The sequence below is a fragment of the Streptomyces sp. NPDC002092 genome (assembly GCF_053593775.1).
Map to the genome: position 1 here is coordinate 39500 of NZ_JBSFDG010000016.1, position 23746 is coordinate 63245.

The following is a 23746-nucleotide window of genomic DNA, read 5'->3' on the forward strand; positions in this document are numbered from 1 at the left end:
GCGTCGACTGAATGGAACCGCTCCCACTGGTGCGGACGAACGTAGCGTCAACTGGGCGGGTTTCATAGGGGTCCTGCGAAATATTTCGGTTCGACGAGCCGTTTTGAACTTTCAACTCCTCAACGTCTTGACCGCGTCCGCCTCCATCTCCACGATGGGAGCGCTCCCACTGGTTTCAAGTCTTGACCTCTCCCCACGAGTCGCGTGATCAAGGAGGAACCAGCACATGGATCCCGGACGTAAACGCAGAGCCGTACGGCGGATGTGGACCGCCCTGGCGGCAGCGTTCGCCCTGCCCCTGTCGATGCTCGCCGCCGGCGCAACCACCGCGCAGGCGGCCGCTGTTCAGTGCAGCGTCGACTACAAGACCAACGACTGGGGCTCCGGCTTCACCGCCGACCTCACCATCACCAACCGCGGGACCGCCGCGATCGACGGCTGGACGCTGACGTACGACTACTCGGGCAACCAGAAGCTCAGCAACGGCTGGAACGGCACCTGGTCGCAGTCCGGCTCGGCGGTCACCGTCAAGAACGCCTCGTACAACGGCACGATCGCGGCGGGTGCCGCCGTCTCGACCGGCGCGCAGTTCAGTTACAGCGGCGCCAACACCGCCCCGACCAGCTTCGCGATCAACGGTACGACCTGCGCCGGCGCGCATCAGCCGCCGGTCACCGTGCTGACCAGCCCCACCGCGGGCGCGGTCTACACGCAGGGCGACGCGGTCCCGCTCGCGGCCACCGCGGCGGCGGCCGACAACGCGACGATCAGCAAGGTCGAGTTCTACGACGACACGACCCTGCTGGGCACGGACACCAGCGCGCCCTTCACGCTCTCCGCCTCCGGTTTGACCGTGGGCAATCATTCACTGGTGGCGAAGGCCTACGACAGCCTGGGCGCGTCCGCCGAGTCGACCCCCGTCGGCATCACGGTCGCCTCGGGTCCCGCCGTGGTGGCGTCGACGAACCAGCTCGCCGTACAGCAGGGCAAATCAGGCACGTACGAGGTGAAGCTGTCCACCCAGCCATCCTCGAACGTCACCGTCAACACCACGCGAGCGGGCGGCAATTCGGGCCTGTCGGTGACCGGCGGCGCCTCGCTCACCTTCACGCCGTCGAACTGGAGCACTCCGCAGAAGGTGACCATCACCGCCGACAGCTCCGGCACCGGCTCGGCGTCCTTCGAGTCGACGGCCGCCGGGTTGTCCAAGGCGACGGTCACCGTGACGCAGATCGGCGGCACGAAGGCGTACGACGCCCGCTTCCTGGACCTCTACGGGAAGATCACCAACCCGGCGAACGGCTACTTCTCCCCCGACGGCATCCCGTACCACTCGGTGGAGACGCTGATCGTCGAGGCCCCGGACCAGGGCCACGAGACCACCTCGGAGGCCTACAGCTATCTGCTCTGGCTGCAGGCGATGTACGGCAAGGTCACCGGTGACTGGTCCAAGTTCAACGGCGCGTGGGCCCTCATGGAGAAGTACATGATCCCCACCCACGCCGACCAGCCGACCAACTCCTTCTACAACGCCTCCAAGCCGGCCACCTACGCTCCCGAGGAGGACACGCCGGACCAGTATCCGTCGAAGCTCGACCCTTCCGTGTCGGTCGGTTCGGACCCCCTCGCCAGTGAGCTGAAGTCGACGTACAACACGGACGATGTCTACGGCATGCACTGGCTGCAGGACGTCGACAACACCTACGGCTACGGCAACACGCCGGGCGGCACCTGCGAGGGCGGTCCGACGGCGAAGGGTCCGTCGTACATCAACACCTTCCAGCGCGGTCCGCAGGAGTCGGTGTGGGAGACGGTGCCGCAGCCGACCTGCGACGCCTTCAAGTACGGCGGCAAGAACGGCTACCTGGACCTCTTCACCGGCGACTCGTCGTACGCCAAGCAGTGGAAGTTCACCGACGCCCCGGACGCCGACGCACGTGCCGTGCAGGCCGCGTACTGGGCCGACGTGTGGGCCAAGCAGCAGGGCAAGGGCAGTGACGTCTCCGCGACCGTCGGCAAGGCCGCGAAGATGGGCGACTACCTGCGCTACGCCATGTACGACAAGTACTTCAAGAAGATCGGCAACTGTGTCGGTCCGTCCACCTGCCCGGCCGGCACCGGCAAGGACGCCTCGCACTACCTGCTGTCCTGGTACTACGCATGGGGCGGCTCGACCGACACGAGCGGCGGCTGGGCCTGGCGCATCGGCTCCAGTTACGCCCACAGCGGCTACCAGAACCCGCTGGCCGCCTTCGCGCTCAGCTCCTACGCCGACCTGAAGCCCAAGTCGGCCACCGGGGCGACGGACTGGTCCAAGTCGCTGCAGCGACAGCTGGAGTTCTACCGCTGGCTGCAGTCGTCCGAGGGTGGGATCGCGGGTGGCGCGACCAACAGCTGGGCGGGCCGGTACGCGACGCCACCGGCTGGGAAGTCGACGTTCTACGGCATGTACTACGACGAGGCTCCGGTGTACCACGACCCGCCGTCCAACCAGTGGTTCGGCTTCCAGGCCTGGTCGATGGAGCGGGTCGCCGAGCTCTACCAGCAGACGGGGAACGCGCAGGCCAAGGCGGTCCTCGACAAGTGGGTCAAGTGGGCGCTGTCCAAGACCACGATCAACCCGGACGGCACCTACCAGATCCCCTCGACGCTGCAGTGGTCCGGCCAGCCCGACACCTGGAACGCCGCGAGTCCCGGCTCCAACAGCGGACTGCACGTCACCGTCGCCGACTACACCAACGACGTCGGCGTGGCCGCCGCGTACGCCAAGGTCCTGACGTACTACGGCGCCAAGTCCGGTGACGCCACCGCCAAGTCCACGGCGAAGGCGCTGCTGGACGGCATGTGGAACAACTACCAGGACAGCCTGGGCATCGCCGTCCCCGAAACCCGCACCGACTACAGCCGGTTCAACGACAGCGTCTACGTGCCCAGCGGCTGGACCGGCACGATGCCGAACGGGGACGCGATCAACTCCACGTCCACCTTCCTCTCGCTGAGGTCCTTCTACAAGAACGACCCTGCGTGGTCGAAGATCGAGGCCTATCTCAAGGGCGGCGCCGCGCCCGTCTTCACCTACCACCGGTTCTGGGCCCAGGCGGACATCGCCCTGGCCATGGGTTCGTACGCGGAGCTACTCGAATAGCCCACGCCTGGCTCCGCGTGCGCGACCCCGTCACAAGGAGACGGGGTCACCCGGCCGGGCGGCCCCACCCGCACAGGGGACCGCCCGGCCGTCACGCCGACCGGAGCGCGTCGGTGGCGTCCGCCGACCGGCGATGCCCAAGAGGCGTGCCCGCCCACCCCGCCGTGGACGGGAGCGCTCCCAGCTCACACAGGTCCTGGTGAACGCTCGGGAACTGACCAGTCGGCCGTCCATGCCGTGCCATGACGGTCAAGGCACAGGGCAGGCGCAGCGCCCTGTAGCTCCGACCAGCCGCGACAGGCGAGGCCCACTCCCCCGGGAGGGAAACGACATACTGTCCTGATCCATGCGGCCAGACCGCTCACCGGTTCCCGTGCCCCTGGCAAAGTCGTGTGCTCGCGCCTCCGCCCCCGTAAGATCGGTGATCTCGTGGGGGAGGTGGTCATGGGCAGAAGGCGCCCGGGGACGCCGACGCTGGAGGAGGTGGCTGCCCGCGCCGGGGTGGGACGGGGCACGGTCTCCCGCGTCATCAACAACGCGGCAGGCGTGAAGGAGTCGACACGCCGGACCGTACAGCGAGCCATCGAGGAACTGGGGTACGTGCCCAACCTCGCGGCCCGTTCCCTGGCCGGGCGGCGGGCCGACGCGGTCGCCCTCGTCATGACGGAACCGGACTGGCGGCAGTTTGCCGAGCCCTTCTTCTCCGAAATCGTCAGCTCGCTCGGGGACGCGCTGTCCGACACCGGAATGCAGCTGATGCTGACCCTGGTCCGCTCGGATGCCGAGCGGCAGCGCTTCCTCGAGTACGCGCGCGGCGGCCGGGTCGACGGCGTTCTGCTGATGTCCGTGCACGCCGGCGATCCACTGCCGGACATGCTTGCCGAGGCCCGGTTGCCGACCGTGCTGCTGGGCCGCCGCTCCGGCGACGAGTACGTCAGTTACGTGGACGTGGACAACGTCGGCGGAGCCCGCAGTGCCGTCTCCCATCTGCTGGAGCGGGGCCGCCGAGCGATCGCCACCATTACCGGGCCGACCGACATGTACGTGACGCAGTGCCGGCTGCGCGGCTACCAGGAGGCTTTGGCCCTGGCGGGCCTGGAGGGCGAGCAGACCCTCGTCGCCGAGGGTGACTTCTCGACGGAGAGCGGACGCCGTGCCATGGCCGCGCTCCTCCGGCGGCATCCGGAGATCGACGGTGTCCTCGCCGCGTCGGACACCACGGCCGCGGGAGCTCTGGAGACTCTGCACTCGGCTGGGCGGCGGGTGCCCGAGGACGTAGCCGTGATCGGTTTCGACGACTTTCCGCTGGCTCAGCGGACGACACCGCGACTGACCACGGTCCGGCAGCCGATCGAGGCGATGGGGCGGGCCATGGTCCGGCTGCTCCTGGAGGAGATGGAGGAGGGCGCCGTGGCCTGGCGGCACGTCATCCTCCGCACGGAGCTGATGGTGCGCGAGTCCACGTGACCGTCGCTGGACGACACCCCCGCGGAACGCTCCTCGTGTCGCACGATGTGACGCAGACCCGTTTCTGACCTGCGGCTCCCAAATCGGCTCGCCCCTCTTTGCGTCGAGAGTCTTGTCATGGACCTGAACCGTCTCTAGTGTCCGTGCCGAACCGCGGAATGGGAGCGCTCCCAATCGCCGTCCATGGCAGCACTCCCGCTATTCCCCCCATCCCCCATCCCTCCCCCCAGAGGATCCGCATGCGACCTTCACGACACCATGCCCACAGCGCGAGGGGTGTGCTCGGCGCGCTGCTCACCTCGCTCGTCTCGCTCGCCGCGCTTCTGACCACCGCGTCGGGGGCTCAGGCCGACACCACGGTCTGCGAACCATTCGGATCGACGACCATCCAGGGCCGCTACGTGGTCCAGAACAACCGCTGGGGCACCAGCGCCACGCAGTGCATCGCCGTCACCGACTCCGGGTTCAGGATCACTCAGGCCGACGGATCCGTCCCCACGAACGGCGCTCCGAAGTCGTACCCGTCCGTGTACAACGGCTGCCACTACACCAACTGCTCGCCCGGGACCAACCTCCCCGCCCAGCTCAGCACCATCTCCAGCGCGCCCACGAGCACCTCCTACAGCTATGTGAACGACGCGGCGTACGACGCCGCGTACGACATCTGGCTCGACCCCACGCCCCGCACCGACGGCGTGAACCGAACCGAGATCATGATCTGGTTCAACAGGGTCGGATCCGTCCAGCCCGTGGGATCGCCGGTCGGCACCACCACCGTGGCCGGGCGCGAGTGGCAGGTGTGGTCCGGAAACAACGGCTCCAACGACGTGCTGTCGTTCGTAGCACCGTCGGCGATCAGCAGCTGGTCCTTCGACGTCATGGACTTCGCGCGGCAGGCCGTCTCCCGCGGACTGGCGCAGAACAGCTGGTACCTGACGAGTGTTCAGGCGGGCTTCGAACCCTGGCAGAACGGCACGGGCCTCGCCCTGACCTCGTTCTCCTCGACCGTCAACAAGGGCTCCTCCGGTGACCCGGGCGGCCCCGGAGGTTCCGCGGCCTGCAAGGTGGCTTACGCCACGAACGTCTGGCAGGGCGGCTTCACCGCCGATGTCACCGTGACCAACACCAGTTCCTCCCCGGTGAACGGCTGGAAACTCGCCTTCGCCCTGCCCTCCGGACAGCAGATCACCAGCGCCTGGAACGCCAACGTCTCTCCCTCATCGGGAGCTGTCACGGCGGGCAACGTCGGCTACAACGAGCAGATCACCGCCGGCGGCCAGGCGTCCTTCGGGTTCCAGGGCACCTACAGCGGCACCTACGCCAAGCCCTCCGGCTTCAGCCTGAACGGCACCGCCTGCACCACCGCTTGACCTACGCCCACCCACACCGGGGCCCGCCCACTTCCACCCCGCGGACCGGCGGGCCCCGCACCCCGCACCTGCCGCCCACTACCCACCGAGCAGGAGGCCGATCACATCCAGCCCTTCTCCCCCGCCGTCGACACTCCCGGCCCCGGCCCGACGGAAAATCGGCGGCAACCTTTGCACCACTGGCTTGCACGACCACTCCAGCCGACCTCGAACGACACCGCACCGCACCCCTGCGACCGCAGAGGCCCGTGTCTGCCGACTGCGCCAGGACCGCAAACTCGGCCGGATCCCCGACGGCGGAGGCCACAAGGTCCTGGGCCGGCAAGCCGGCCGCCCCCTGCGCAGCAACATGGGCTTCGACCACATCGAGCGGGTCCTGACCGACAACGCCTGGCCCTACCGCAAGGGCTTCGCCTGGCACCAAGCACTCGCCGATCTCGGCGCGACCGGCAAGCTCACCCGCGCCTACCGGACGCAGACCAACGGCAAGGTCGAACGCTTCTACCGCACCCTGCTCGACGAGTGGGCCTACCTGCGGCCCTACACCAGCAACCCCGAACACACCGTAGCCCTGGCGGACTTCCTGGACACCTACAACCGTCACCGCTGCCACACCGCACTCGGCGGCCAGCCACCCATCACCCGCGTGAACAACCCTGCGGGTCGGGCCCAGCGCTGCCCGCCCACGTCTCCCGGGCGGACGCGGGTCGGCCGGGCCAGGTGGGCTCGCGCGCTTCGGAAGAATTTGCTTACCGCGACGGAACGTTTCGCATGGACGGCTCCTCTGGAGGGGGACGGATTCCCGAAGTCACCGCAGGAGGACCCATGTCGTATCGGACCAACGCCCCCGCGCCCACCCGCGCCGCCGCGCTCGTCACCTCGGTGCTCACCGTGGACGCCCTGCTCCACCTGTACTGGGCGACGGGCGCCACCTGGCCCGCGGCCGACGACGGGAGCCTGTCCCGAGCGGTTCTCGGTACGGACGTACCGTTCACACCGCCGATCCTGCTCCCTCTCGTCGCCCTCCTCCTCACTGCGTCCGCCTTCGTCCTCGCCCACTCCCGCCGCCCCCGCCACCCGGTCCTCCGTCTCGGCACCCTGGCCGTGGCCGCAGGCCTCTCGCTGCGCGCTCTCGCGGGGATCTACTGGCTGTTCGCCAAGGAGACCGGCACCCCCTTCTACTGGCTGAACCTCGCGCTCTACACCCCGCTGTGCGCCGTCCTGGCCATCGCCGCCCTGCGCGTGGCGCGGTGGAAGGATGAGGCCCGTGCCCGATGAGCGACGCGATGAGCAGACGGTCCAGCTCGTGCGAGCCGCCCAGCGCGGCGACACCCTCGCCATGACCGAACTCCTGGACCTCCTCGCTCCGTACGTGGGTCGCGTCTGCGCGCCCATCGCCCTGGACCAAGGGGCGGACGCGGCGCAGGAGGCACTGGTGGCTGTCTTCAAGTCACTGCGCACCCTGAAGGACCCGGCCGCCCTGCACGGCTGGGTCCGTGCCATCGCCGTGCGCGAAGCGGTGCGCACCGCGCACCGCGCCGCCCGCACCGTACCGGCCGACCTCAGCGCGCTCCCGGCCCGCGGTGACCCCCAACTCTCCGCCGACATCAGGGACGTACTGGACCGGCTCTCCCCCGAACACCGCGCGGTGCTGATGCTGCGCGACGTGGAGGGCCTGGACGAGCGCACTGCCGCGTCCTTGCTCGGTGTGCGCACGGGCACCGTCAAGTCGCGGCTGCACCGGGCCCGCGACACCTTCCGGAAGGCGTGGACGTCATGAACGAGCTCTGGCCCACCACGGACCTCGACCCCGTACGCCGCCTGCACGCCCTGGCCGCCGGCATCCGCGGCGCCCACGTGACCGAGGCGCACGTCGACGCACCGTTCGAACGTGTCTGGACTCTGCTGGGCGACCTGGAGGGCGGGTTCGGACAGGTCGTGACCGACATGGAGCGCCTGCGCGTCGTCCGCCGACAGGGCGATCGCGTCGAGGCGCTGGCCCGCAGCAGGTACGGAATGCGGGCCCGGCTGCGCGGGGTGCAGCGGCCGGGCTGGTGCTGGCTGCAGAGCCGGTTCCTGCTGATCGGCGTGGCGGCGACGCCCGAAGGCCCGGGCACGCGGGTAGCGTTCACCGGTGGCGTGCGGCTGCCGTCCCGCGCCGCCCTGATCCCCCTGGGCGTACGTCGTGAGGGCAGCCGCAGCGTGGAGAAGCTGACGGCCCTGCTGTGAGCCGGACGCGTCTCCCCTGTTCACCGAGCGCGTTGATTCACCGGAAACCAGGTCGGCACGACCACGGAGAGCTTCCACAGTGGTTGCCGGGAGATCACGTCCGGAGCCAGATGACCAGGGCTGCGGCGGTGGCTGTACCGAGGAAGACATAGCCGCGCTTGTCGTAGCGGGTGGCCACGGCCCGGGGCTGTTTCAGGCAGTCGGGTGTGTCCGAAGGACATGGCCCCCTACCGCCGGGGCACTGGGCGAGTCCCTTAAGCGGTGGCGTCGCCCGACCCGGCGCACCGCCTCGACACGGGGCCCTCAAAAAGGGGAGTTTCCAGAATTTCGGCTCTGTGGCAGGCAACGGCGGCCAGGGGTACCCCGTAGTCGTCGGGGGCGGGATCCGCCGCGCCGGCGACCTCCGCGACCTGCAGGATCCAGGGGATGTCGATGTACAGGTCCATTACGCGGCGTGTGCCCCTGAGGAGCCGCGGTCGGCGTCCTCGGCCTCGTCGAAGACCGCCTGGTGCTCGTCGAGGAAGCGCCTGGCCGCGTCCAGGCCTCACTGCCGCATCCCGCCGAAGTCCTCCCGCACGAGAGCAGCGATGTAGTCGCCGACGCTCATGCCGCGGTCCCTGGCCCGCGCCGTGGCAAGCTCCGCGATTTCGTCGTCGACCCGCCATCCTCTCTGTGTCTTCCCTGCGTCGGCTCGGGGGTGGCCTGCAGCCGCGATCGGACACCCGTCGGGGCGGTCCCGCCGCATCGGGCAATGTCAGTGGTGGCAGGCAGGATGAAGGGCATGACAACACCTGCAGCTGTGATCACGGATGTAGCCGCCTACGCGCAGGCGGTCGAGGACGCGGTGAAGGCGTCGGCCGCCTACTACGGGGGCGGCTCCTCTCCCCTGGATGACGACGCCTACGACCGGCTGGTGCGGGGCATCGCCGCATGGGAGTCCGAACATCCTGACCGGGTGCTGCCGGATTCGCCGACGGGCAAGGTCGCCGGCGGCGCCGTGGAGGGCGATGTGCCGCACACGGTGGCGATGTTGAGCCTGGACAACGTGTTCTCGCCGGAGGAATTCACCTCCTGGGCCGCCTCTCTGGCCCGACGCATAGGCCACGAGGTCGAGCGGTTCAGTGTCGAGCCGAAGCTGGACGGGCTCGCGGTCGCCGCCCGCTACACGAGCGGCCGTCTGAGACAGCTGATCACCCGGGGGGACGGGACGGCCGGGGAGGACGTCTCGCACGCGATCGGCACCATCGAGGGCCTGCCGACCGAACTCGCCGAGCCGGTCACGGTGGAAGTGCGGGGCGAAGTCCTGATGACCACCGCCCAGTTCGAGCACGCCAACGAGGTGCGCACCGCGCACGGCGGGCAGCCGTTCGCCAACCCGCGCGGCGCGTCTGCGGGTACCCTGCGGGCCAAGGAGCGCTCCTACACCGTACCGATGACGTTCTTCGGCTACGGCCTGCTGCCCATGGCCGACACCGAGACCGAACTCGCCGCACGGCTGGCCGCGAGCGCGCACAGCGACCTGATGGCGCACGCCGTCGCGTTCGGGATCAACACCACCGCTGCCACCGCGGTGCCCGGCGTCACCGCCGACACCGTGGAGCAGGTGCTGGCCCGAGTGCAGGAGATCGCCGCGCTGCGGGCGGGGTTGCCGTTCGGGATCGACGGGATCGTCATCAAGGCTGACCTGGCCGCCGACCAGCAGACTGCAGGGTCGGGTTCACGCGCTCCGCGGTGGGCGATCGCCTACAAGCTGCCGGCCGTCGAGAAGATCACGCGGCTGCTCGAGGTGGAGTGGAACGTGGGCCGCACCGGCATCATCGCCCCGCGCGCCGTGCTGGAGCCGGTGGAGATCGACGGCGCCACCATCACCTACGCCACTCTCCACAACCCGGCCGACATCACCCGCCGCGACCTGCGCCTGGGCGACCACGTCATGGTCCACCGGGCCGGCGACGTCATCCCCCGCATCGAGGCCCCGGTCGCCCACCTGCGCACCGGCGGCGAGCAGCCCATCGTCTTCCCCGAGGTGTGCCCGCGCTGCGGATCCGCCATCGATGCCAGCCAGGAACGCTGGCGGTGCGAACAGGGCCGCAACTGCCACCTCGTCGCGTCTGTCTCCTATGCGGCCGGCCGCGACCAGCTCGACATCGAAGGCCTGGGCGCCACCCGTGTGGTCCAGCTCGTCGAGGCGGGCCTGGTCACCGATCTCGCCGACCTGTTCACCCTCACCCGCGACCAGCTCCTCGCACTGGAGCGGATGGGCGAGACCAGCACCGACAACCTCCTCGCCGCGATCAACACGGCCAAGGGGCAGCCGCTGTCGCGAGTGCTGTGCGCGCTCGGGGTGCGCGGCACCGGCCGCTCCATGTCCCGCCGCATCGCCCGGTACTTCGCCACCATGGACCACATCCGCGCCGCCGACGCGGAAACGATGCAGCAGGTCGAGGGCATCGGAACCGAGAAGGCCCCCTCGATCGTCACCGAACTGGCCGAACTCGCCCCGCTCATCGACAAGCTCGCCGCCGCCGGAGTGAACATGAGTGAGCCCGGTGCCACCCCGCCCACGCCGACCACGGAGGACACCGGCGCCGATGGGAGCGGGGATGCGGCAGGCGGGCCGCTGGCCGGCATGACAGTCGTGGTCACCGGCGCGATGACCGGTGTGCTGGAGAATCTCAGCCGCAACCAGATGAACGAGCTCATCGAGCGCGCGGGCGGCCGCTCTTCCTCCAGCGTCTCCAAGAAGACCACCCTGGTGGTCGCCGGCGACGGCGCCGGATCCAAGCGCACCAAGGCCGAAACCCTCGGCATCCGCCTGGCGACCCCGGATGAATTCGCCGCCCTGGTCGCCGATTTCGTCGACTGAGCTCTCCGGCAGGTGTGCCCCAGCTCACCGCCGCAGAGGCAGCAGGCCGGGAACACCCTGGAACGCTTGACCGTTCATCTGGACGTGGCTGCGGAGGGGACAGTGTCCCCGGGCCTCACCTGTAGCCCATGGGGACGATCGTTCGGCTGAAGCCTCATGGAGCCCTCCGCCGAGAGGCGACCGCCCTCCGCACGTCACCGCTTACGGCCCCGGCTGGTCTCCCCCGTCCAGTCGGGGCTTTCCCGTGTCCGCGGCGGCTCGTGTGCCCACAATGGCAGGAGCACCACAGGATTTGAACATGTTCAATTATGCGCGAGTCGAGAAGGAATTGCCGTCGCCCGCGCGGCAGATCTCATGAGGAGGCACAGTGGATTCGGGTGCGGGGGTTTGAGCCCCGAGCCCGAGTAGTGCCGGCGAGCTCGGATCGAGCACCGATGAGTTTCCCGCGCCGCGCCGGTCCATACGCCGGACACCCACGGACGGAAGGCTGGGCCATGCGCAAACTGATCTACGGCATGAACCTGACCCTGGACGGCTACATCGCCGCGCCCGGCGACGACATCGGCTGGAGCGGACCGCCGAGCAGCGAGCTGTTCCAGTGGTGGCTCGACCGCGAGCAGGAGAGTGGCCTGTCGCTGTACGGGCGCAAGCTGTGGGAGACGATGAGTTCCTACTGGCCGGCCGGCGACCAGCAGCCGGGCGCCACCCCGGCGGAGATCGAGTTCGCGCGGAACTGGCGGGACACGCCGAAAGTGGTGTTCTCCTCGACGATCGACAAGGTCGACTGGAACACCCGCCTGGTCACCGGCGACGCGATCGCCGAGATCACCCGGCTCAAGGCCGAGGACGGCCGCCCCATGAACATCGGCGGTGCGACCCTCGCCGGGGCGGCCATGCGCGCCGGGCTGATCGACGAGTACGCGATCGCCGCCCATCCGGTCCTGGTCGGCGGCGGCACGCCGTTCTTCACCGCGCTGGACACCTGGGTGAACCTGAACCTCGTGGAGACGCGGACGTTTCCCGGCGGCGTGGTGCTGACGAGGTACGAGACGAGGCGCTGAGCAGCAGCACCCGACGAGTGAATCACCCCCACGGATCGTCATTGGTCTGCCGTGGACCGGCAGTCGTTCCACAGGGCGGCGAGGTGGGCCGGGATCTGGGTGATGGCGGCACATCCCCGAGCATTGGCGGGGAGACTGTCGCTGGCCACGTAGCGCCAACCGGCGCCCGGGCGGTCGGTGAAGTACTTCATCGCCGCTCCGTCATCCTGCAGGGCGACCTGCTCCGCCTCCGTGCTGCCGGGAGTGAGCTGGAAGCGGGTTCCGGCGTAGAAGGTCCCGTTGCAACTGCCGTAGTAGAACGTGCCCTTGACCGGGGCGATGTGGGTGAGAGGCGGTTGAGCGTGTCTGCGGTAGGCCGCCGTGACGCTCAGCTTGACGGCGGGCGCCGCCGGCAGCGATCGGCAGCCGTGAGCCTGGGGCAAAGAGCCGGCGGCCGTCTGCCCGGCCGACGCACTCGCCGCCGGGGCGGCCACGGCCGACGAAGTAGGCGTGTGCGCCGCGTTCGGAGTACTGCTGGTCGCGGTGCTGCCGTGCTGCGTGCAGCTCGCGAGCAGGGCCACCGCGGCAGCGGCCATCCCCACAGTGGCACCGCGATACAGAGAACCGTTCCGGCTTATCATTTCGAACCCACCTCTCTCAAAACGTTCGCACAGGTCCAAGACGACGTATCTCGGACACGATCTTCCGGTCTTGGGCACAAGGACGCTGTGCCATGCACCGCGGTTTCATCGCGTCCGCGTCGGCTCACCAGGCGGCTGCAGCACCATCCGCACAACGGCCCAGACCTCAATCCCGCCGCAGCTCAGGTGGCCGGAGCCATCAGATACGTCAAGTACACCCCTCCCCCGCAGTCGGCCATCTTCCGGAGGGTCCAGCGGCCGTCGAAGGTCGCGGAGGAGAAATTCGGTCCCAACCTCCGATTGCGGTCGGCGGGGGTGGCGAAGGAGCAGGAAAGGCTTGGGAAAGGTGCAGTCTTTTGCTCGTTTGACGTCCATAAAACACCCATTCATGCGCTGTGATTTCATGGAGCTGCGCACATCGTGGCGTGCACCACCGACAGAGAGTTGTGAGACATGGCGGCACCGCAGGCCCGGTGGAGCGCGCTGCTCGAGATGCTGACGCGCGACGGGCGGATCGAAGTCGAGCCGGCCGCAGAGGAGTTGGGGGTCTCCGCCGCGACCATCAGGCGCGACCTCGACGAGTTGGCTCGCCAGCAGATGGTCACCCGCACGCATGGCGGAGCGGTCATCAACGCGATCGCCTATGATCTGCCCCTGCGCTACAAGGCCGCGCGCAACGCTCCGGAGAAGGAGCGGATCGCGCAAGCGGCCGCCGCGCTGGTGAAGGCCGGCGCCGTGGTGGGGCTGAACGGCGGCACCACGACCACCGAGGTGGCGCGGGCGCTGGCCACCCGCGCCGATCTGAGTTCCGGCGGTGCGGAGACAGCGGTCACGGTGGTGACCAATGCTCTGAACATCGCGAACGAGTTGGTCGTACGGCGCCACGTGAAGCTCGTGGTGACCGGTGGAGTGGCCCGGCCGGCCTCCTACGAGCTGATCGGGCCGCTGGCCACCGAACTGCTCGCCGAGATCGCGCTGGACCAGGTCTTCCTCGGGGTGGATGCCATCGACGTGGCCCACGGCGCGACCGCCCACCACGAGGGTGAGGCCAGCATCAACCGGGCGCTGGCCCGCCGCGCGCAGCAGGTCATCGCGGTCGCCGACGCCTCCAAGCTGGACCGCCGGGCCTTCGCCCGCATCTGCCCGGTGGAGGACATCGACGTCCTGGTGACCGACAAGACCGCCTCGGACCAGCTGACCGAGTCGTTCACGGCGGCCGGGGTCGAGGTCATCCGCGCCTGACTCCGCAGGCTGCTCCCGTGACGTTCAAGGGGCAGAGCCGGCGGCGGCCGACCGGGCGGCGGCGGCGGCCGAGAGTACGCCCACGACGTTGACGGTCACCTTTACCAACAGGAACGGTTGTCGGGGAGGCCAGCACGGGCGGCGTCAGCTGGACGACGGTGGGCACCGCCACGCCGTCATACAGGACATCGGGGTGTTCATGACCGCGGCCAACGGCTGGAACGGCGCGCAGGGCATGGCCACGTTCGACGGATTCACGGTGGCCTGATCTCTGCGACCGCGGCCGAGGATCCACCCCGACTCGAAAGCGGTGCGGCCGACGAAGCCAGCACGGAGCCGGCGGCGGCCAGTCGCCGGCCCTTCGCCAATGTCCCGGTTGTCGAACCCGACGCGGTCCGGCTGCTACAGGTGAGCTTCCGTGTCGCTGCACGTCCACTCCGAGGAGGCACGGCCGCTGGTCCTGGCCCCACGCCGTCCGGCGATGGCCTGAGAAGCCACGACCGGCTGCCCTGCAAGGTCCGTACGCCAGATGGAGGGCCGCTCGCCCGACCCGACGGCTGCCATTTCAGGGATCGGACCGGGTGCTCATGCCTCCAGTCGATCCAGCCAGGCGTCCTGACCGTCCGCCAAAGGGAATGCCAGGGGCAGCAGCTCAAAACGGCAATGGAATGTCATGCCGTTGTCGCGCCCCCCGCCTGTCACGTGGTGGTCCCACGCATCCGGCACCTCCACGTCGCCGTCCACCTCCAGTTCGAAGAAGGTCGTGTGGCGGGGAAAGCGGCGGATCGGGTGCGGGGTGTGTTCCTCCGCGAGTGGACGCAGCACCCGAACACATGTCAGCCCGCACTCCTCCTCGACTTCCCGCAGTACTGCCTCTTCCAGTGACTCCTGTGGGGCCACACCCCCCGCCGGGATGTGCGTGCCGGGCGGCAGGTCCGCGTCGTGGTCGAACACGAGTAACTCCACCGACCCTCCCGGTCGCCGACGCAGCACATACGCAGCCACCCGGATACGCAACGTCAACTCACGCATTCACGCAGCGTATGCGCTGCGCCACCTCGGTCGCGTGAGAACTCGGTGTCCTTCGGGTACGGCACCATGTCAAAATCCAGCGCATGACTGTTCGATACCCGTCCCCGCTGCGACCCGGTGACCGTGTCGGTGTCACGTCTCCGTCGAGCGGGGTCGCCAAGGAGCTGCGTGAGCGCCTCAACGTCGCCGTTCGTGACGTTCAGGACCGCGGATACGAGGTCGTCATCGGCCGGTGCATGGACGGCTCCGGACACATCAGCGCTTCGGCCACCGACCGCGCGAGCGAGCTGATGTCGATGCTGACCGACCCCAATGTCAAGGCCATCGTGCCGCCCTGGGGCGGAGAGACCGCGATCGACCTGCTCCCACTGCTCGACTGGGACAAGCTGCGGAAGGCAGAGCCCACCTGGCTTGTCGGATTCTCCGACATGTCGACTCTGATCACGCCACTGACCCTGATCACCGGGACGGCGACCATCCATGGCAACAACCTCATGGACACGCCCTACCGAGTACCCGAAGGGCTGCGGTCGTGGGTCGACATCGTCGCAGCACCGTCGGGGCACCGGTTCACCCAGACCCCACCCGGTCGCCACCGGACCACCGGCTTCGACAACTTCGCTGCCCACCCCGACATACGCGAATACACACTCGACTCCGCGGGCGCCTGGACCCGGCTCGACGGCGGCGGCGACGTGGAGGCCGAGGGAAGGCTGATCGGCGGCTGCATCGAAACGCTGTGCAATCTCGCGGGTACGGCCTACCTCGACGTCTCGGCCTTCGCTCGCAACGCATCACCCGATGGGCTCCTCGTCTATGTGGAGGCAGCCCAGGACGATGCATTCACCATCTGCCGCAACCTGCACGGCATGAAGCTCGCCGGATTCTTCGACCGGGCGAACGCCGTACTCGTCGGCCGGACCAACGCACCCGACAGTCGTTCCCTGACCCAGCACGAAGCCGTCCTCGACGCACTCGGTTCTCTCCATGTGCCGATCCTCGCCGACATCGAGTGCGGTCATGTCCCGCCCTACATGCCGATCGTCAACGGAGCGTACGGCCGTATCATTCACACACCGAGCCGCAGCGAACTGACGCAGACCTTGAACTGACACTGCTGCCGCAGCCGCTTCGGCTACGGGCCCACTCCTCATCCGTGACACGTCTGTATGCCTCGTCCGGCACGTGGAGCACTGCTTCGTGCACTTCGTGCGTCATGCGATGCTCACGTCATGACTGATCAACCCGAGGTTGCCGTCGTCCGCTGGCCAGGTGGAGCCCCTTCCGCCCAGGACGGGCCGGCAGATCTGCTGGCGGCCTACCATCTGCAGACGCAGGCCGAGAAGGGTGAGGCCGTCACCGGTGTTGATGGGTTGCCGGATCGCTACCGCGTTGAGATCGCGGATCCGAAGACCGTGTTCGCAGACGATGTCGTGCTGCTGGCGTTGAGCGGAGGCACCGCGGTGGGCTGCCTGGTGGTGACCGCCTCCGCCAACGGACGGTCCGAGGTGAAGAGGCTCTGGACGGACCCGGCGTTCCGGGGGCAAGGCATCGCGTCCAGCCTGGTCAGCGCCGCGCTCGTGCATGCTGCGGACAGCGGCGTCAGCGTGGTGCGGCTCTCGGTGTGGAAGTGGCGGGCGGGCGCGATCGCACTGTACGAGCGGCTCGGATTCACCGTCACCGAGTCGTGGGACGAGCGGGACCAACTGGTCTGCATGGAACGAGCCGTGTGAGTGTCACAGCCATTCGTCAATGGCTGCCTACTAGGCCGCGCCCTCGTCCCCGATCTCCTCGGCATCCCGCATCCGCTGCGTCCGCCGCCGAAAGGAGGACCCATGCCCGGCCGCACACCCCCGCCGCCACCTCCACAGGAACTCCCCCGGGTCATGCTCTGGCGGCTGCGGCGCAATCCTCTGCGCCGCCGCGGCGACCTGCTCCAGGCGTGGATCGGAATCGGCCTGGTCGTGGCCGCGCTGGCAGCCACTCCCCTCGCCATGTTCCTGGTCGGCGACATCGCCTACGGCCACTACACCCGCACCGCGCAGCACCAGGCCGAAACCCGCCACCAGACCATCGCCACCCTCCTCGAGGACGCCCGGCGCCACCCCGAACCCGGCTCCGCCGAAGCCAAGAAGACCCGCTACCCGACCAAGGTCCGCTTCACCGACCCCAACGGGCACACTCACACCGCCACCACCGACGTCCGGCCCGCACTACCCAAGGGCAGCACCATCCGCGTCTGGGCCGGCACCGACGGAAAGCTCACGGACCCGCCCCTGAGCCCCCGTCAGATACGCGACCGCGCCATGGGATCGGCCTTCATCGCCGCCCTCACCGTCCACGCCACCGCAGCCGCCGCCTACGGCACCGTCAGCCGCATCCTCCACCGCCGCAACCTCGCCGCGTGGGACACCGCCTGGGCCGAAACAGCCCCGCGCTGGACGACATCGCCGTAGTCCCCGACCCACCAATCGGCCGCGTCGCGCATCCGGCGCCCGGCCCATTGACATCGCGGACGACGCCCCCGGTGTCCCGGAGAGACGACGGCGCGGGCCTCGGGCTGCAGCTCGCGCGGCGCCTGGTCCGCGCTGTCGGTGGGGATGTGTCCTACGACTCCGCACACGCACCCGGGGCGCGGTCAGCCCGCCGTTCGGGTGACCGGCGCGGGTTCCGCGTCCTGCGCGTCCGTCTGGCGGCGCTCCTGCACCTGTGCGTAGGCCATCAGCCCGAACAGGATGGCCAGCAGAACAGCCGACGAACCCGCCGTGCCCAGGTCCATGCCGCCCTTGGCGACCGGCTTGGTGAGGAAGTCGCCCGCTGTCGCTCCCAGCGGGCGGGTGAGGACGAAGGCGATCCAGAACAGCAGCACGTTCGGCACCTCGGGCACCTTCATCAACGCGACCAGGACGGCCAGTGCCGCAGTGACCAGCAGCGCGCCGCCGGCGTAGCCGAGCCCGGAACTGTCGGACAGGAAGTCGCCCGTCGACGTGCCGAGCGTGTTCGAGACGAGGATCGCCGACCAGAACAGGGCCTCGCCCCGGAAGGTGACGATGTCGCGGATCTGGAAGGTCATGCCACTCGTCTTCCAGAGGGTGAAGATGACCACGAGGATCGAGATCAGGATCGCCGCTCCGGTCGGATAGCCCAGACCGAGCCCCTGCGGACCCCAGCCCAGCGAAGTAGCCCCGTTCGAGAGGTACTTGGCGCTGGCGTCCCGGTTCATGAAGTCGGACAATGTCGTGCCGGCCATGCTGGTCGACAGGATCACGGTCCAGTAGAAGAACGGGTTGTAGTGGCTGGACCTGAGCTGGACCACCAACGTCACCACGAACACCAGGAACAGCGCGATCGTGGTGAGGAAATAGCCGAGCTTCAGGGTCTGCGCGAAGAGGTCGCCCGCCGTCTCGCCCAGAGTCGTCGCCGCGATCTTCATGATCCAGAACGCCAGCGTGACTTCGGGCAGTTTCTTCATCACCGACTTGGTCGTACTCGACGTGCTCGCCACATCGAGGTGGTCGGTGAGGACCTCTGGTTTCTCCAAGTCAAGGTCTCCTGTCCGGTTGAACGGCAGGGCGCCCGCCCCGCAACGGGACGAGCGCCCTGTGCGATGAATCGGCCGCCACCGGCAACCGTGGTGCCCGACCCTGGCAGCCGCAACCTGAACGTTTCCTGAATGCCCGTCAGAACCGGTCAGGCCGCGCGCCGGGCACGCCGCTCCTGCTCAGTGACGTCCCTGCGGGTCACGGCCAGGTACCCGACCGGGCCGAGGACGACCGTCAGGAACAGCACGCTGGTCAAGACCGCACCCAGACCCACGCCGCAGTCTCCGCCGCCGGTGGCGCTTGACGTCCTGTTGGCCGGTCGATCGCTGCTCGCGCAGTGGCCGCCGATTCCGCCGGGATGCCGCGCACGCCGAGCACCGACTCCAGCGGTACTGGTCCACCGCCGCCGTCGATGGGGCCGGAGTGGCAGCGGGGCGGTCGAAGCCATTGACGCCGGCTTCGACCGCCCCACAGGCGTTTGCGGCACACTCGACCCGTCGCCGGGCGTTGTGCGGTCGGTCAGCCCATGTCCGTCAGGAGGGCGTTCAGTTCCTTCTCCTGCTGCGCGGGCGACTCCGGCGGGTTCGAGTGGTCGATGCCGAAGGTCTTGAGCACCTTGTCCATCTGGGCGTCGATGGAGGTCCAGCCGGTCTGGTCCAGCGGCTGCAGCGAGGCCTGGTCGGCGTCCCACAGGTCACGCAGCGACTGGGCGGCCGCGTGCGCGCCCTTCACGTTCCCCGAGCGGGCGTCCTTGAGCGCGGTGGAGGCGAGGTTCTTCAGGGCGGCGACCTTGGCGGGCGGGAACTTCTTCACCGCCGCGCCGGGAGCCATCTGGACGGCGGAGGTGTTGTCGGCCTCCGGCGCCGGGCCGACGTGCGGCTGGGCGTGGGCCCAGACGAGGAGACCCGCGGTGGCGACGGCGAGCAGTCCGAAGCCGGCCAGCGCGACGCGCTCCCTGCGCGGGTCGGTGGTGGTGTGTGCGGCGTGGGCCGCCTCGTAGGTCTCGGTCACGTCGGAGCGCGTCACCGTCAGGTAGACCACCGTCGTCAGGATCAGGCCGAGGAAGATCAGGCTGGTGGTGAACGTGCCCAGGTCGAGACCGGTCGGGTCCCCCGGGCTCTGGGCGACCTTCGGGGAAGCGAGCCAGTCACCGATGTTCGCGCCGAGCGGGCGGGTCAGGATGTAGGCGAGCCAGAAGGACAGCACCGGGTTGGCGCCGTACCGCCACAGCGCTGTGATCGCCGCGATGAGGCCGAGCGGCAGCAACACGGACAGGCCCGGGCTCCAGCCGGTCAGCTCCAGCGTCCAGTCGCCGGTCGCGGTGCCGAGCGCGAAGGTGACCAGGACGGTCAGCCAGTAGAACGACTCCCGCGAGAACGTGGTGACCGAGTGGATCGACAGCGTGCGCTCGCGCAGCCACCAGGTGCCGAAGACGACCGCGAGCAGCACGGAGAAGACCGCGGAACTGATCCACAGCGGCACGTTCAGCTGGTCGGTGAGGATGTCGGTGTACAGGGTGCCCGTGACGCTGACAACGACCACGGTCAGCCAGTAGGGGAAGGGGACGTACCGCTTCAGCCGCAGCTGGACGGCGAGGACCACCACGAACACCGCGGTGAAGATCCAGGCCGTGTTCACCAGGCCGACGCCCAGTTTCATGTTGATCCAGTCGGCGAAGCTCTCACCCACGGTGGTGCACAGGACCTTGATCACCCAGAACCAGATGGTGACCTCGGGGACCTTGTTGAGCATGAGGCGCCCGCTGCGTGTGCGTGCTTCCGTTGTCGTTGTCATGCAGGGAGGTTTACGCGGGGAACCTGCAAGCAACCTGACTACGTGGTCGCACGCGCGGCCGGGAGTGTCACCTCGACGTGGCCGCGGCCGTCCGCGATCGCGCGGACCTCCACACCTGCCGAAGCGGCGATGCGCCGGACCACGGGCAGTCCGAGCCCGTAGCCGTCGCCGCCGGTCACACCGACTTCGAAGACCCGGTCGACGTCCGCGGGATCGAACCCGGGTCCGTCGTCCAGGACGTCGACCACGATGACCTCACCCTGGTTGCGCGCGGTGATCCACACACGGGACTTCGCATGCCGCAGGCCGTTCTCCAGCAGGGGTGACAGCAGCGACACGGCGACGTCGGGCGCCACGGCCACCTCGACCTGCGCCGGGAAGGCGACCTCGACCGCGCGGCTGCCGATCGCCTGGCGCGCGGCGGAGCGCAGATCGCACCGGGTCCCGTCGTCCGTCCGTGCGCGCGCTGCACGCAGGATCGTCGTGATCGCGGTATCGAGGCGGTCGACCTCGCTCAGTACCGCCTCCGGCGCCACCGGCTCGCCGGAGAGCTGCGCCAGTTGCGCCTCGCCCCGCAGGACCGTGAGCGGTGTCCGCAGCTCGTGGGCGATCTCGTCGGTGAGCCGGCGCTCGTCCGCCAGCGCGTTGTCGACGCGCTCCAAAAGGTGGTCCAGGGTCTGGCCCAGTTCGCCGAACTCGTCACGGGGGACTCCGAGGTTGAAGCGGCGCCCTGGTTCGTGATGGCCCCAGTCGTCGGCGAGGGCGGCCATCTCGTGCACGACTCGCAGCGCGCGGTGCACCACGAGGTGCGCGACACCGCCGGCGAGGAGGATCGTGAGGCCGCCCAGGATCAGCGACAAGGTCAGGCTGCGCTGCTCGGAGGTCTCGTAGGGCGTGAGGTCGACCCGGACGATCACCATGACGTGGTGGCCGTCGATCGGGACCCGTCGCGCGTACAGGAGGTAACTGCCGACGGTCGCGGTCTGCGAGCGCGCCGAGTCCGCCAGCTCCTCGACGCGATCGACCACGCTCGGCGGTACGTTCCCGTCGATCAGGCGGCCGTCGGCATACACCCAGGCGACCTCGTCCAACGCCTCGCTGCTGTTCTCCGTGAGCACGACACGGCCGCCTTTGGCGGTGACGTTCGCCGCGACCGCCTCGGCGCGTGTATGTGCCAGATCGTGCGCGTCGGCGTCCGTCACCCGGCTGAGCAGTACGTGCGAGACCACGACCAGGATCGCGACCACGGCGGTGGCGATCAGCACGGTGAGCGCGACGACGCTTCTGCGGAATCCCGTCACTGCCATCGGTAGCCCACGCCGCGGACGGTCGCCAGACGCTCCGCCACACCCAGCGGACCGAGTTTGGCCCGCAGCCGACGCACATAGGAGTCGAGGGTGTTGTCGCTGACCTGCGCTCCGTGCGGCCAGCCTGCGGCGACCAGGGCATGGCGGCGTACCGCGTCACCCTGTGAGGCGATCAGGCGGCCCAGTAGCCGGAACTCGGTCGGGGTCAGACTCATGCTCACCGAATCGTAGGTCACCACGTGCTTCGCCGGATCGAGTACGACCTCGTGCGGTGCGGGCGCCACGGTGGCCCGGCGCAGCAGCGCTCGGACGCGGACCAGCAGTTCCGGTATGTCGAAGGGTTTGGTCATGTAGTCGTCGGCGCCGGCCTCGAACCCACCCACCTTGTGATGCAGGCCGTCCAAGGCCGTGAGCATCAGCACCGGCACGTCGACACCGCGAGCCCTCAGCGCCAGGCAGACGTCGCGGCCGTCGGCGTCCGGCAGCCCGAGATCCAGGACGACCAGCTGGGGCACCGATGAGAGCTGCCGCAGCAGACTGTCGGCCGTGGCGGCGACGGAGACCGTGTGGCCGTCGTGCTCGAGGGCGCGCCTGAGGACGCCGCGGACCGCTGCGTCGTCTTCGCACACCAGAATGAAAGCCACGTGCTGACCCTAGATACTCGCCTTCCGGTTCTCCATCTGCCCTGATCAGCCGCTTGCCGTCGGGGATGATGCGGCGGGCTCCGGCTACGGGACGTTCCAGGCGGAGATGAAGGGCTGGCCGTCCTCGGCGGCCAAGAAGCTGAGAGTGCCCGGATGCGGGTGGCCGAGCATTCGGCTCGCGGACGCGTCGAGGCCGAGCCAGCGCACGGTGAGTACACGAGCCAAGTGGCCGTGCGCGACGACGGCGACGTCGCCATCGCCGTCACTCAGCAGCGGACGGATACGGTCAAGCACCGCGTCCGTGCGCGCGGCCACCTGCGCCAGCCGCTCGCCGGGATGGTCGGTGTCGCCCGGAATGACGCCGTCGCGCCACAGATCCCAGCCTGGCCTTGACTTGCGGATCTGCTCTGCGGTCAGGCCCTCGTAGCCGCCATAGTCCCACTCCAACAGGTCGGGATCGGGCTTGGCACCGGTCAGGCCGGCCAGTTCGGCAGTCCGCATGGCGCGCCTCAACGGACTGCTGAACACCGCGACCAGCCGGTGGCGGGCCAGTCTCGGGGCCAGAGCCCTGGCCGCGGCCTCCCCCGCGTCGGTCAGCGGAACATCGGTCCGACCCGCGTGCCGACCCGACAGGCTCCATTCGGTCTGACCATGCCTGATCACTATCAGCTCCCCCATGGCCGTGCACGATATCCGCTCTTGGGGTGCGGCCGGGTGCAGACGCAGCCGGACTCCCTCACAGCCGAGCCGATCACCTGGTACCGCGGCCGCCGCCTCGCAGGCACCGCGAGCAGCGCGGCTCCTATACTGATCGTTTCAGACTGAGGTCCGGACGTGCGGGGCCTGACGCAGCGCGGCGGCGACCAGGCCGTCGAGAGCCTCGCGCGGTACTTCGCCGCCGTTCACCAGTCGATCGAAGACCAGTCCGTCGAGGCAGGTCAGCAGAGTGTGAGTGCGATTCTCGACGTCGGTGACGCCGTGCGTGGTGAGGAACAACCGGACGGCCTCGCGGCCGGCGTTCTCGCGGGGCACGAGGATCTCCCGCAGCTCCGGGTCGCGCACGCTCTCGACGGCGCAGGCATGTCGGGCGAGCGAGCGGCGGCGGCCCTCGCCGGTGAGCCGCTGTCGGGTGAGCAACACCATGCCGTCCACCAGCTCCTCCACGGTGCGCAGGGGTGCAAGCGCTTCGGCCGTCGTTTGAAGTTCCGCCTGGTCGAGTTCGACCAGGCGGGTTACGAGTCCGGTCAGCAGCGCGGCACGGGTGCGGAAGTAGGCCGAGGTGGTGCCGGGCGGCATGGCGGATTTCCGGTCGACCGCGCGGTGAGTCAGGCCGCGTATGCCTTCTTCGACGAGCACGTCGAGAGCCGCGTCTGCCAGAAGGGTGCGCCGATCCGAAGCCATGACCCCTTTCTACACCCGTAGAGACT

Annotated in this window: 21 protein-coding genes and 2 pseudogenes; 14 read left to right on the top strand and 9 right to left on the bottom strand. The window is 69.0% G+C overall.

Translation table 11 applies throughout. The annotated features are described in order from the left end of the window. Positions 1 to 226 precede the first annotated feature (226 nt). The 7 genes and pseudogenes from ACWCRD_RS32470 to ACWCRD_RS32500 all read left to right on the top strand — a co-directional run bounded on the left by ACWCRD_RS32470 (position 227) and on the right by ACWCRD_RS32500 (position 8211). On the top strand, positions 227 to 3145 hold the full coding sequence (locus ACWCRD_RS32470) for a glycoside hydrolase family 48 protein (protein WP_450969310.1): 2919 nt from the start codon (positions 227 to 229) through the stop codon (positions 3143 to 3145). Between the two features lie 444 nt (positions 3146 to 3589). After that, entirely contained in the window at positions 3590 to 4612 is a 1023-nt protein-coding gene (locus ACWCRD_RS32475) for a LacI family DNA-binding transcriptional regulator (protein WP_450969311.1), read from the top strand. Between the two features lie 239 nt (positions 4613 to 4851). Next, the gene (locus ACWCRD_RS32480) at positions 4852 to 5982 is read left to right on the top strand and encodes a GH12 family glycosyl hydrolase domain-containing protein (RefSeq protein WP_450969312.1); all 1131 of its coding nucleotides are present in this window, start codon (positions 4852 to 4854) and stop codon (positions 5980 to 5982) included. Between the two features lie 181 nt (positions 5983 to 6163). Continuing rightward, positions 6164 to 6649 (top strand): annotated as a pseudogene (locus ACWCRD_RS32485) (integrase core domain-containing protein); the annotation flags it as partial. A gap of 158 nt (positions 6650 to 6807) precedes the next feature. Further along, the gene (locus tag ACWCRD_RS32490) at positions 6808 to 7260 is read left to right on the top strand and encodes a DUF3995 domain-containing protein (protein WP_450969313.1); all 453 of its coding nucleotides are present in this window, start codon (positions 6808 to 6810) and stop codon (positions 7258 to 7260) included. Then, complete coding sequence (locus tag ACWCRD_RS32495; RefSeq protein ID WP_450969314.1) at positions 7241 to 7762, top strand: RNA polymerase sigma factor; 522 nt, start codon at positions 7241 to 7243, stop codon at positions 7760 to 7762. Before ACWCRD_RS32490 ends, ACWCRD_RS32495 begins: the two co-directional genes overlap by 20 nt. Further along, on the top strand, positions 7759 to 8211 hold the full coding sequence (locus tag ACWCRD_RS32500; RefSeq protein WP_450969315.1) for a hypothetical protein: 453 nt from the start codon (positions 7759 to 7761) through the stop codon (positions 8209 to 8211). The genes ACWCRD_RS32495 and ACWCRD_RS32500 overlap by 4 nt, the downstream gene beginning before the upstream one ends. 278 nt (positions 8212 to 8489) lie before the next feature. Here ACWCRD_RS32500 and ACWCRD_RS32505 read toward each other — a convergent pair. Beyond that, positions 8490 to 8657 (bottom strand): annotated as a pseudogene (locus ACWCRD_RS32505) (fic family toxin-antitoxin system, toxin component); the annotation flags it as partial. Positions 8658 to 8992: 335 nt separating this feature from the next. On the opposite strand from ACWCRD_RS32505, the gene ligA reads away from it, so the two are divergent. Beyond that, the gene (gene ligA, locus ACWCRD_RS32510) at positions 8993 to 11077 is read left to right on the top strand and encodes an NAD-dependent DNA ligase LigA (protein WP_450969316.1); all 2085 of its coding nucleotides are present in this window, start codon (positions 8993 to 8995) and stop codon (positions 11075 to 11077) included. Between the two features lie 494 nt (positions 11078 to 11571). Continuing rightward, positions 11572 to 12138 carry a dihydrofolate reductase family protein gene (locus tag ACWCRD_RS32515; RefSeq protein ID WP_450969317.1) on the top strand — a complete coding sequence of 189 codons (567 nt, stop codon included), beginning with the start codon at positions 11572 to 11574 and terminating at the stop codon, positions 12136 to 12138. Positions 12139 to 12176: 38 nt separating this feature from the next. Here the strand turns inward: ACWCRD_RS32515 and ACWCRD_RS32520 are convergent, their stop codons facing one another. Next, entirely contained in the window at positions 12177 to 12713 is a 537-nt protein-coding gene (locus ACWCRD_RS32520; RefSeq protein WP_450969318.1) for a hypothetical protein, read from the bottom strand. A 498-nt stretch (positions 12714 to 13211) separates the two neighbouring features. Between ACWCRD_RS32520 and ACWCRD_RS32525 the strand changes: the two genes are divergently transcribed. Together ACWCRD_RS32525 and ACWCRD_RS32530 are read left to right on the top strand one after the other, a co-directional pair. Further along, positions 13212 to 14000, top strand: a complete 789-nt coding sequence (locus ACWCRD_RS32525) for a DeoR/GlpR family DNA-binding transcription regulator (protein WP_450969319.1) — start codon at positions 13212 to 13214, stop codon at positions 13998 to 14000. A gap of 88 nt (positions 14001 to 14088) precedes the next feature. Next, positions 14089 to 14268 (top strand): hypothetical protein, encoded by a 180-nt coding sequence (locus tag ACWCRD_RS32530; protein WP_450969320.1) that lies wholly within the window; start codon positions 14089 to 14091, stop codon positions 14266 to 14268. A gap of 317 nt (positions 14269 to 14585) precedes the next feature. Here ACWCRD_RS32530 and ACWCRD_RS32535 read toward each other — a convergent pair whose 3' ends face one another. Beyond that, positions 14586 to 14954, bottom strand: coding sequence for an NUDIX domain-containing protein (locus tag ACWCRD_RS32535; protein ID WP_450969321.1), 369 nt, complete (start codon positions 14952 to 14954; stop codon positions 14586 to 14588). Between the two features lie 161 nt (positions 14955 to 15115). On the opposite strand from ACWCRD_RS32535, the gene ACWCRD_RS32540 reads away from it, so the two are divergent. The 3 genes from ACWCRD_RS32540 (at position 15116) to ACWCRD_RS32550 (ending at position 17488) form a co-directional block, all read left to right on the top strand. Continuing rightward, positions 15116 to 16144, top strand: a complete 1029-nt coding sequence (locus ACWCRD_RS32540) for a S66 family peptidase (protein ID WP_450969322.1) — start codon at positions 15116 to 15118, stop codon at positions 16142 to 16144. Positions 16145 to 16264: 120 nt separating this feature from the next. Continuing rightward, entirely contained in the window at positions 16265 to 16765 is a 501-nt protein-coding gene (locus tag ACWCRD_RS32545; RefSeq protein WP_450969323.1) for a GNAT family N-acetyltransferase, read from the top strand. Positions 16766 to 16867: 102 nt separating this feature from the next. Then, the gene (locus ACWCRD_RS32550) at positions 16868 to 17488 is read left to right on the top strand and encodes an Rv1733c family protein (RefSeq protein ID WP_450969324.1); all 621 of its coding nucleotides are present in this window, start codon (positions 16868 to 16870) and stop codon (positions 17486 to 17488) included. 182 nt (positions 17489 to 17670) lie between these two features. Here the strand turns inward: ACWCRD_RS32550 and ACWCRD_RS32555 are convergent, their stop codons facing one another. The 6 genes from ACWCRD_RS32555 to ACWCRD_RS32580 form a co-directional block, all read right to left on the bottom strand. After that, complete coding sequence (locus ACWCRD_RS32555) at positions 17671 to 18573, bottom strand: COG4705 family protein (RefSeq protein WP_450969325.1); 903 nt, start codon at positions 18571 to 18573, stop codon at positions 17671 to 17673. Between the two features lie 520 nt (positions 18574 to 19093). Further along, complete coding sequence (locus ACWCRD_RS32560) at positions 19094 to 20368, bottom strand: COG4705 family protein (protein WP_450969326.1); 1275 nt, start codon at positions 20366 to 20368, stop codon at positions 19094 to 19096. Positions 20369 to 20406: 38 nt separating this feature from the next. Next, entirely contained in the window at positions 20407 to 21675 is a 1269-nt protein-coding gene (locus ACWCRD_RS32565) for a sensor histidine kinase (protein WP_450969327.1), read from the bottom strand. Continuing rightward, on the bottom strand, positions 21666 to 22319 hold the full coding sequence (locus ACWCRD_RS32570; RefSeq protein ID WP_450969328.1) for a response regulator transcription factor: 654 nt from the start codon (positions 22317 to 22319) through the stop codon (positions 21666 to 21668). Before ACWCRD_RS32570 ends, ACWCRD_RS32565 begins: the two co-directional genes overlap by 10 nt. Before the next feature lie 84 nt (positions 22320 to 22403). Further along, on the bottom strand, positions 22404 to 22997 hold the full coding sequence (locus tag ACWCRD_RS32575) for a histidine phosphatase family protein (RefSeq protein WP_450969329.1): 594 nt from the start codon (positions 22995 to 22997) through the stop codon (positions 22404 to 22406). Positions 22998 to 23135: 138 nt separating this feature from the next. Continuing rightward, positions 23136 to 23720: a TetR/AcrR family transcriptional regulator gene (locus ACWCRD_RS32580; RefSeq protein WP_450969330.1), complete on the bottom strand. Its 585-nt coding sequence runs from the start codon at positions 23718 to 23720 to the stop codon at positions 23136 to 23138. Between the last annotated feature and the right edge of the window lie 26 nt (positions 23721 to 23746).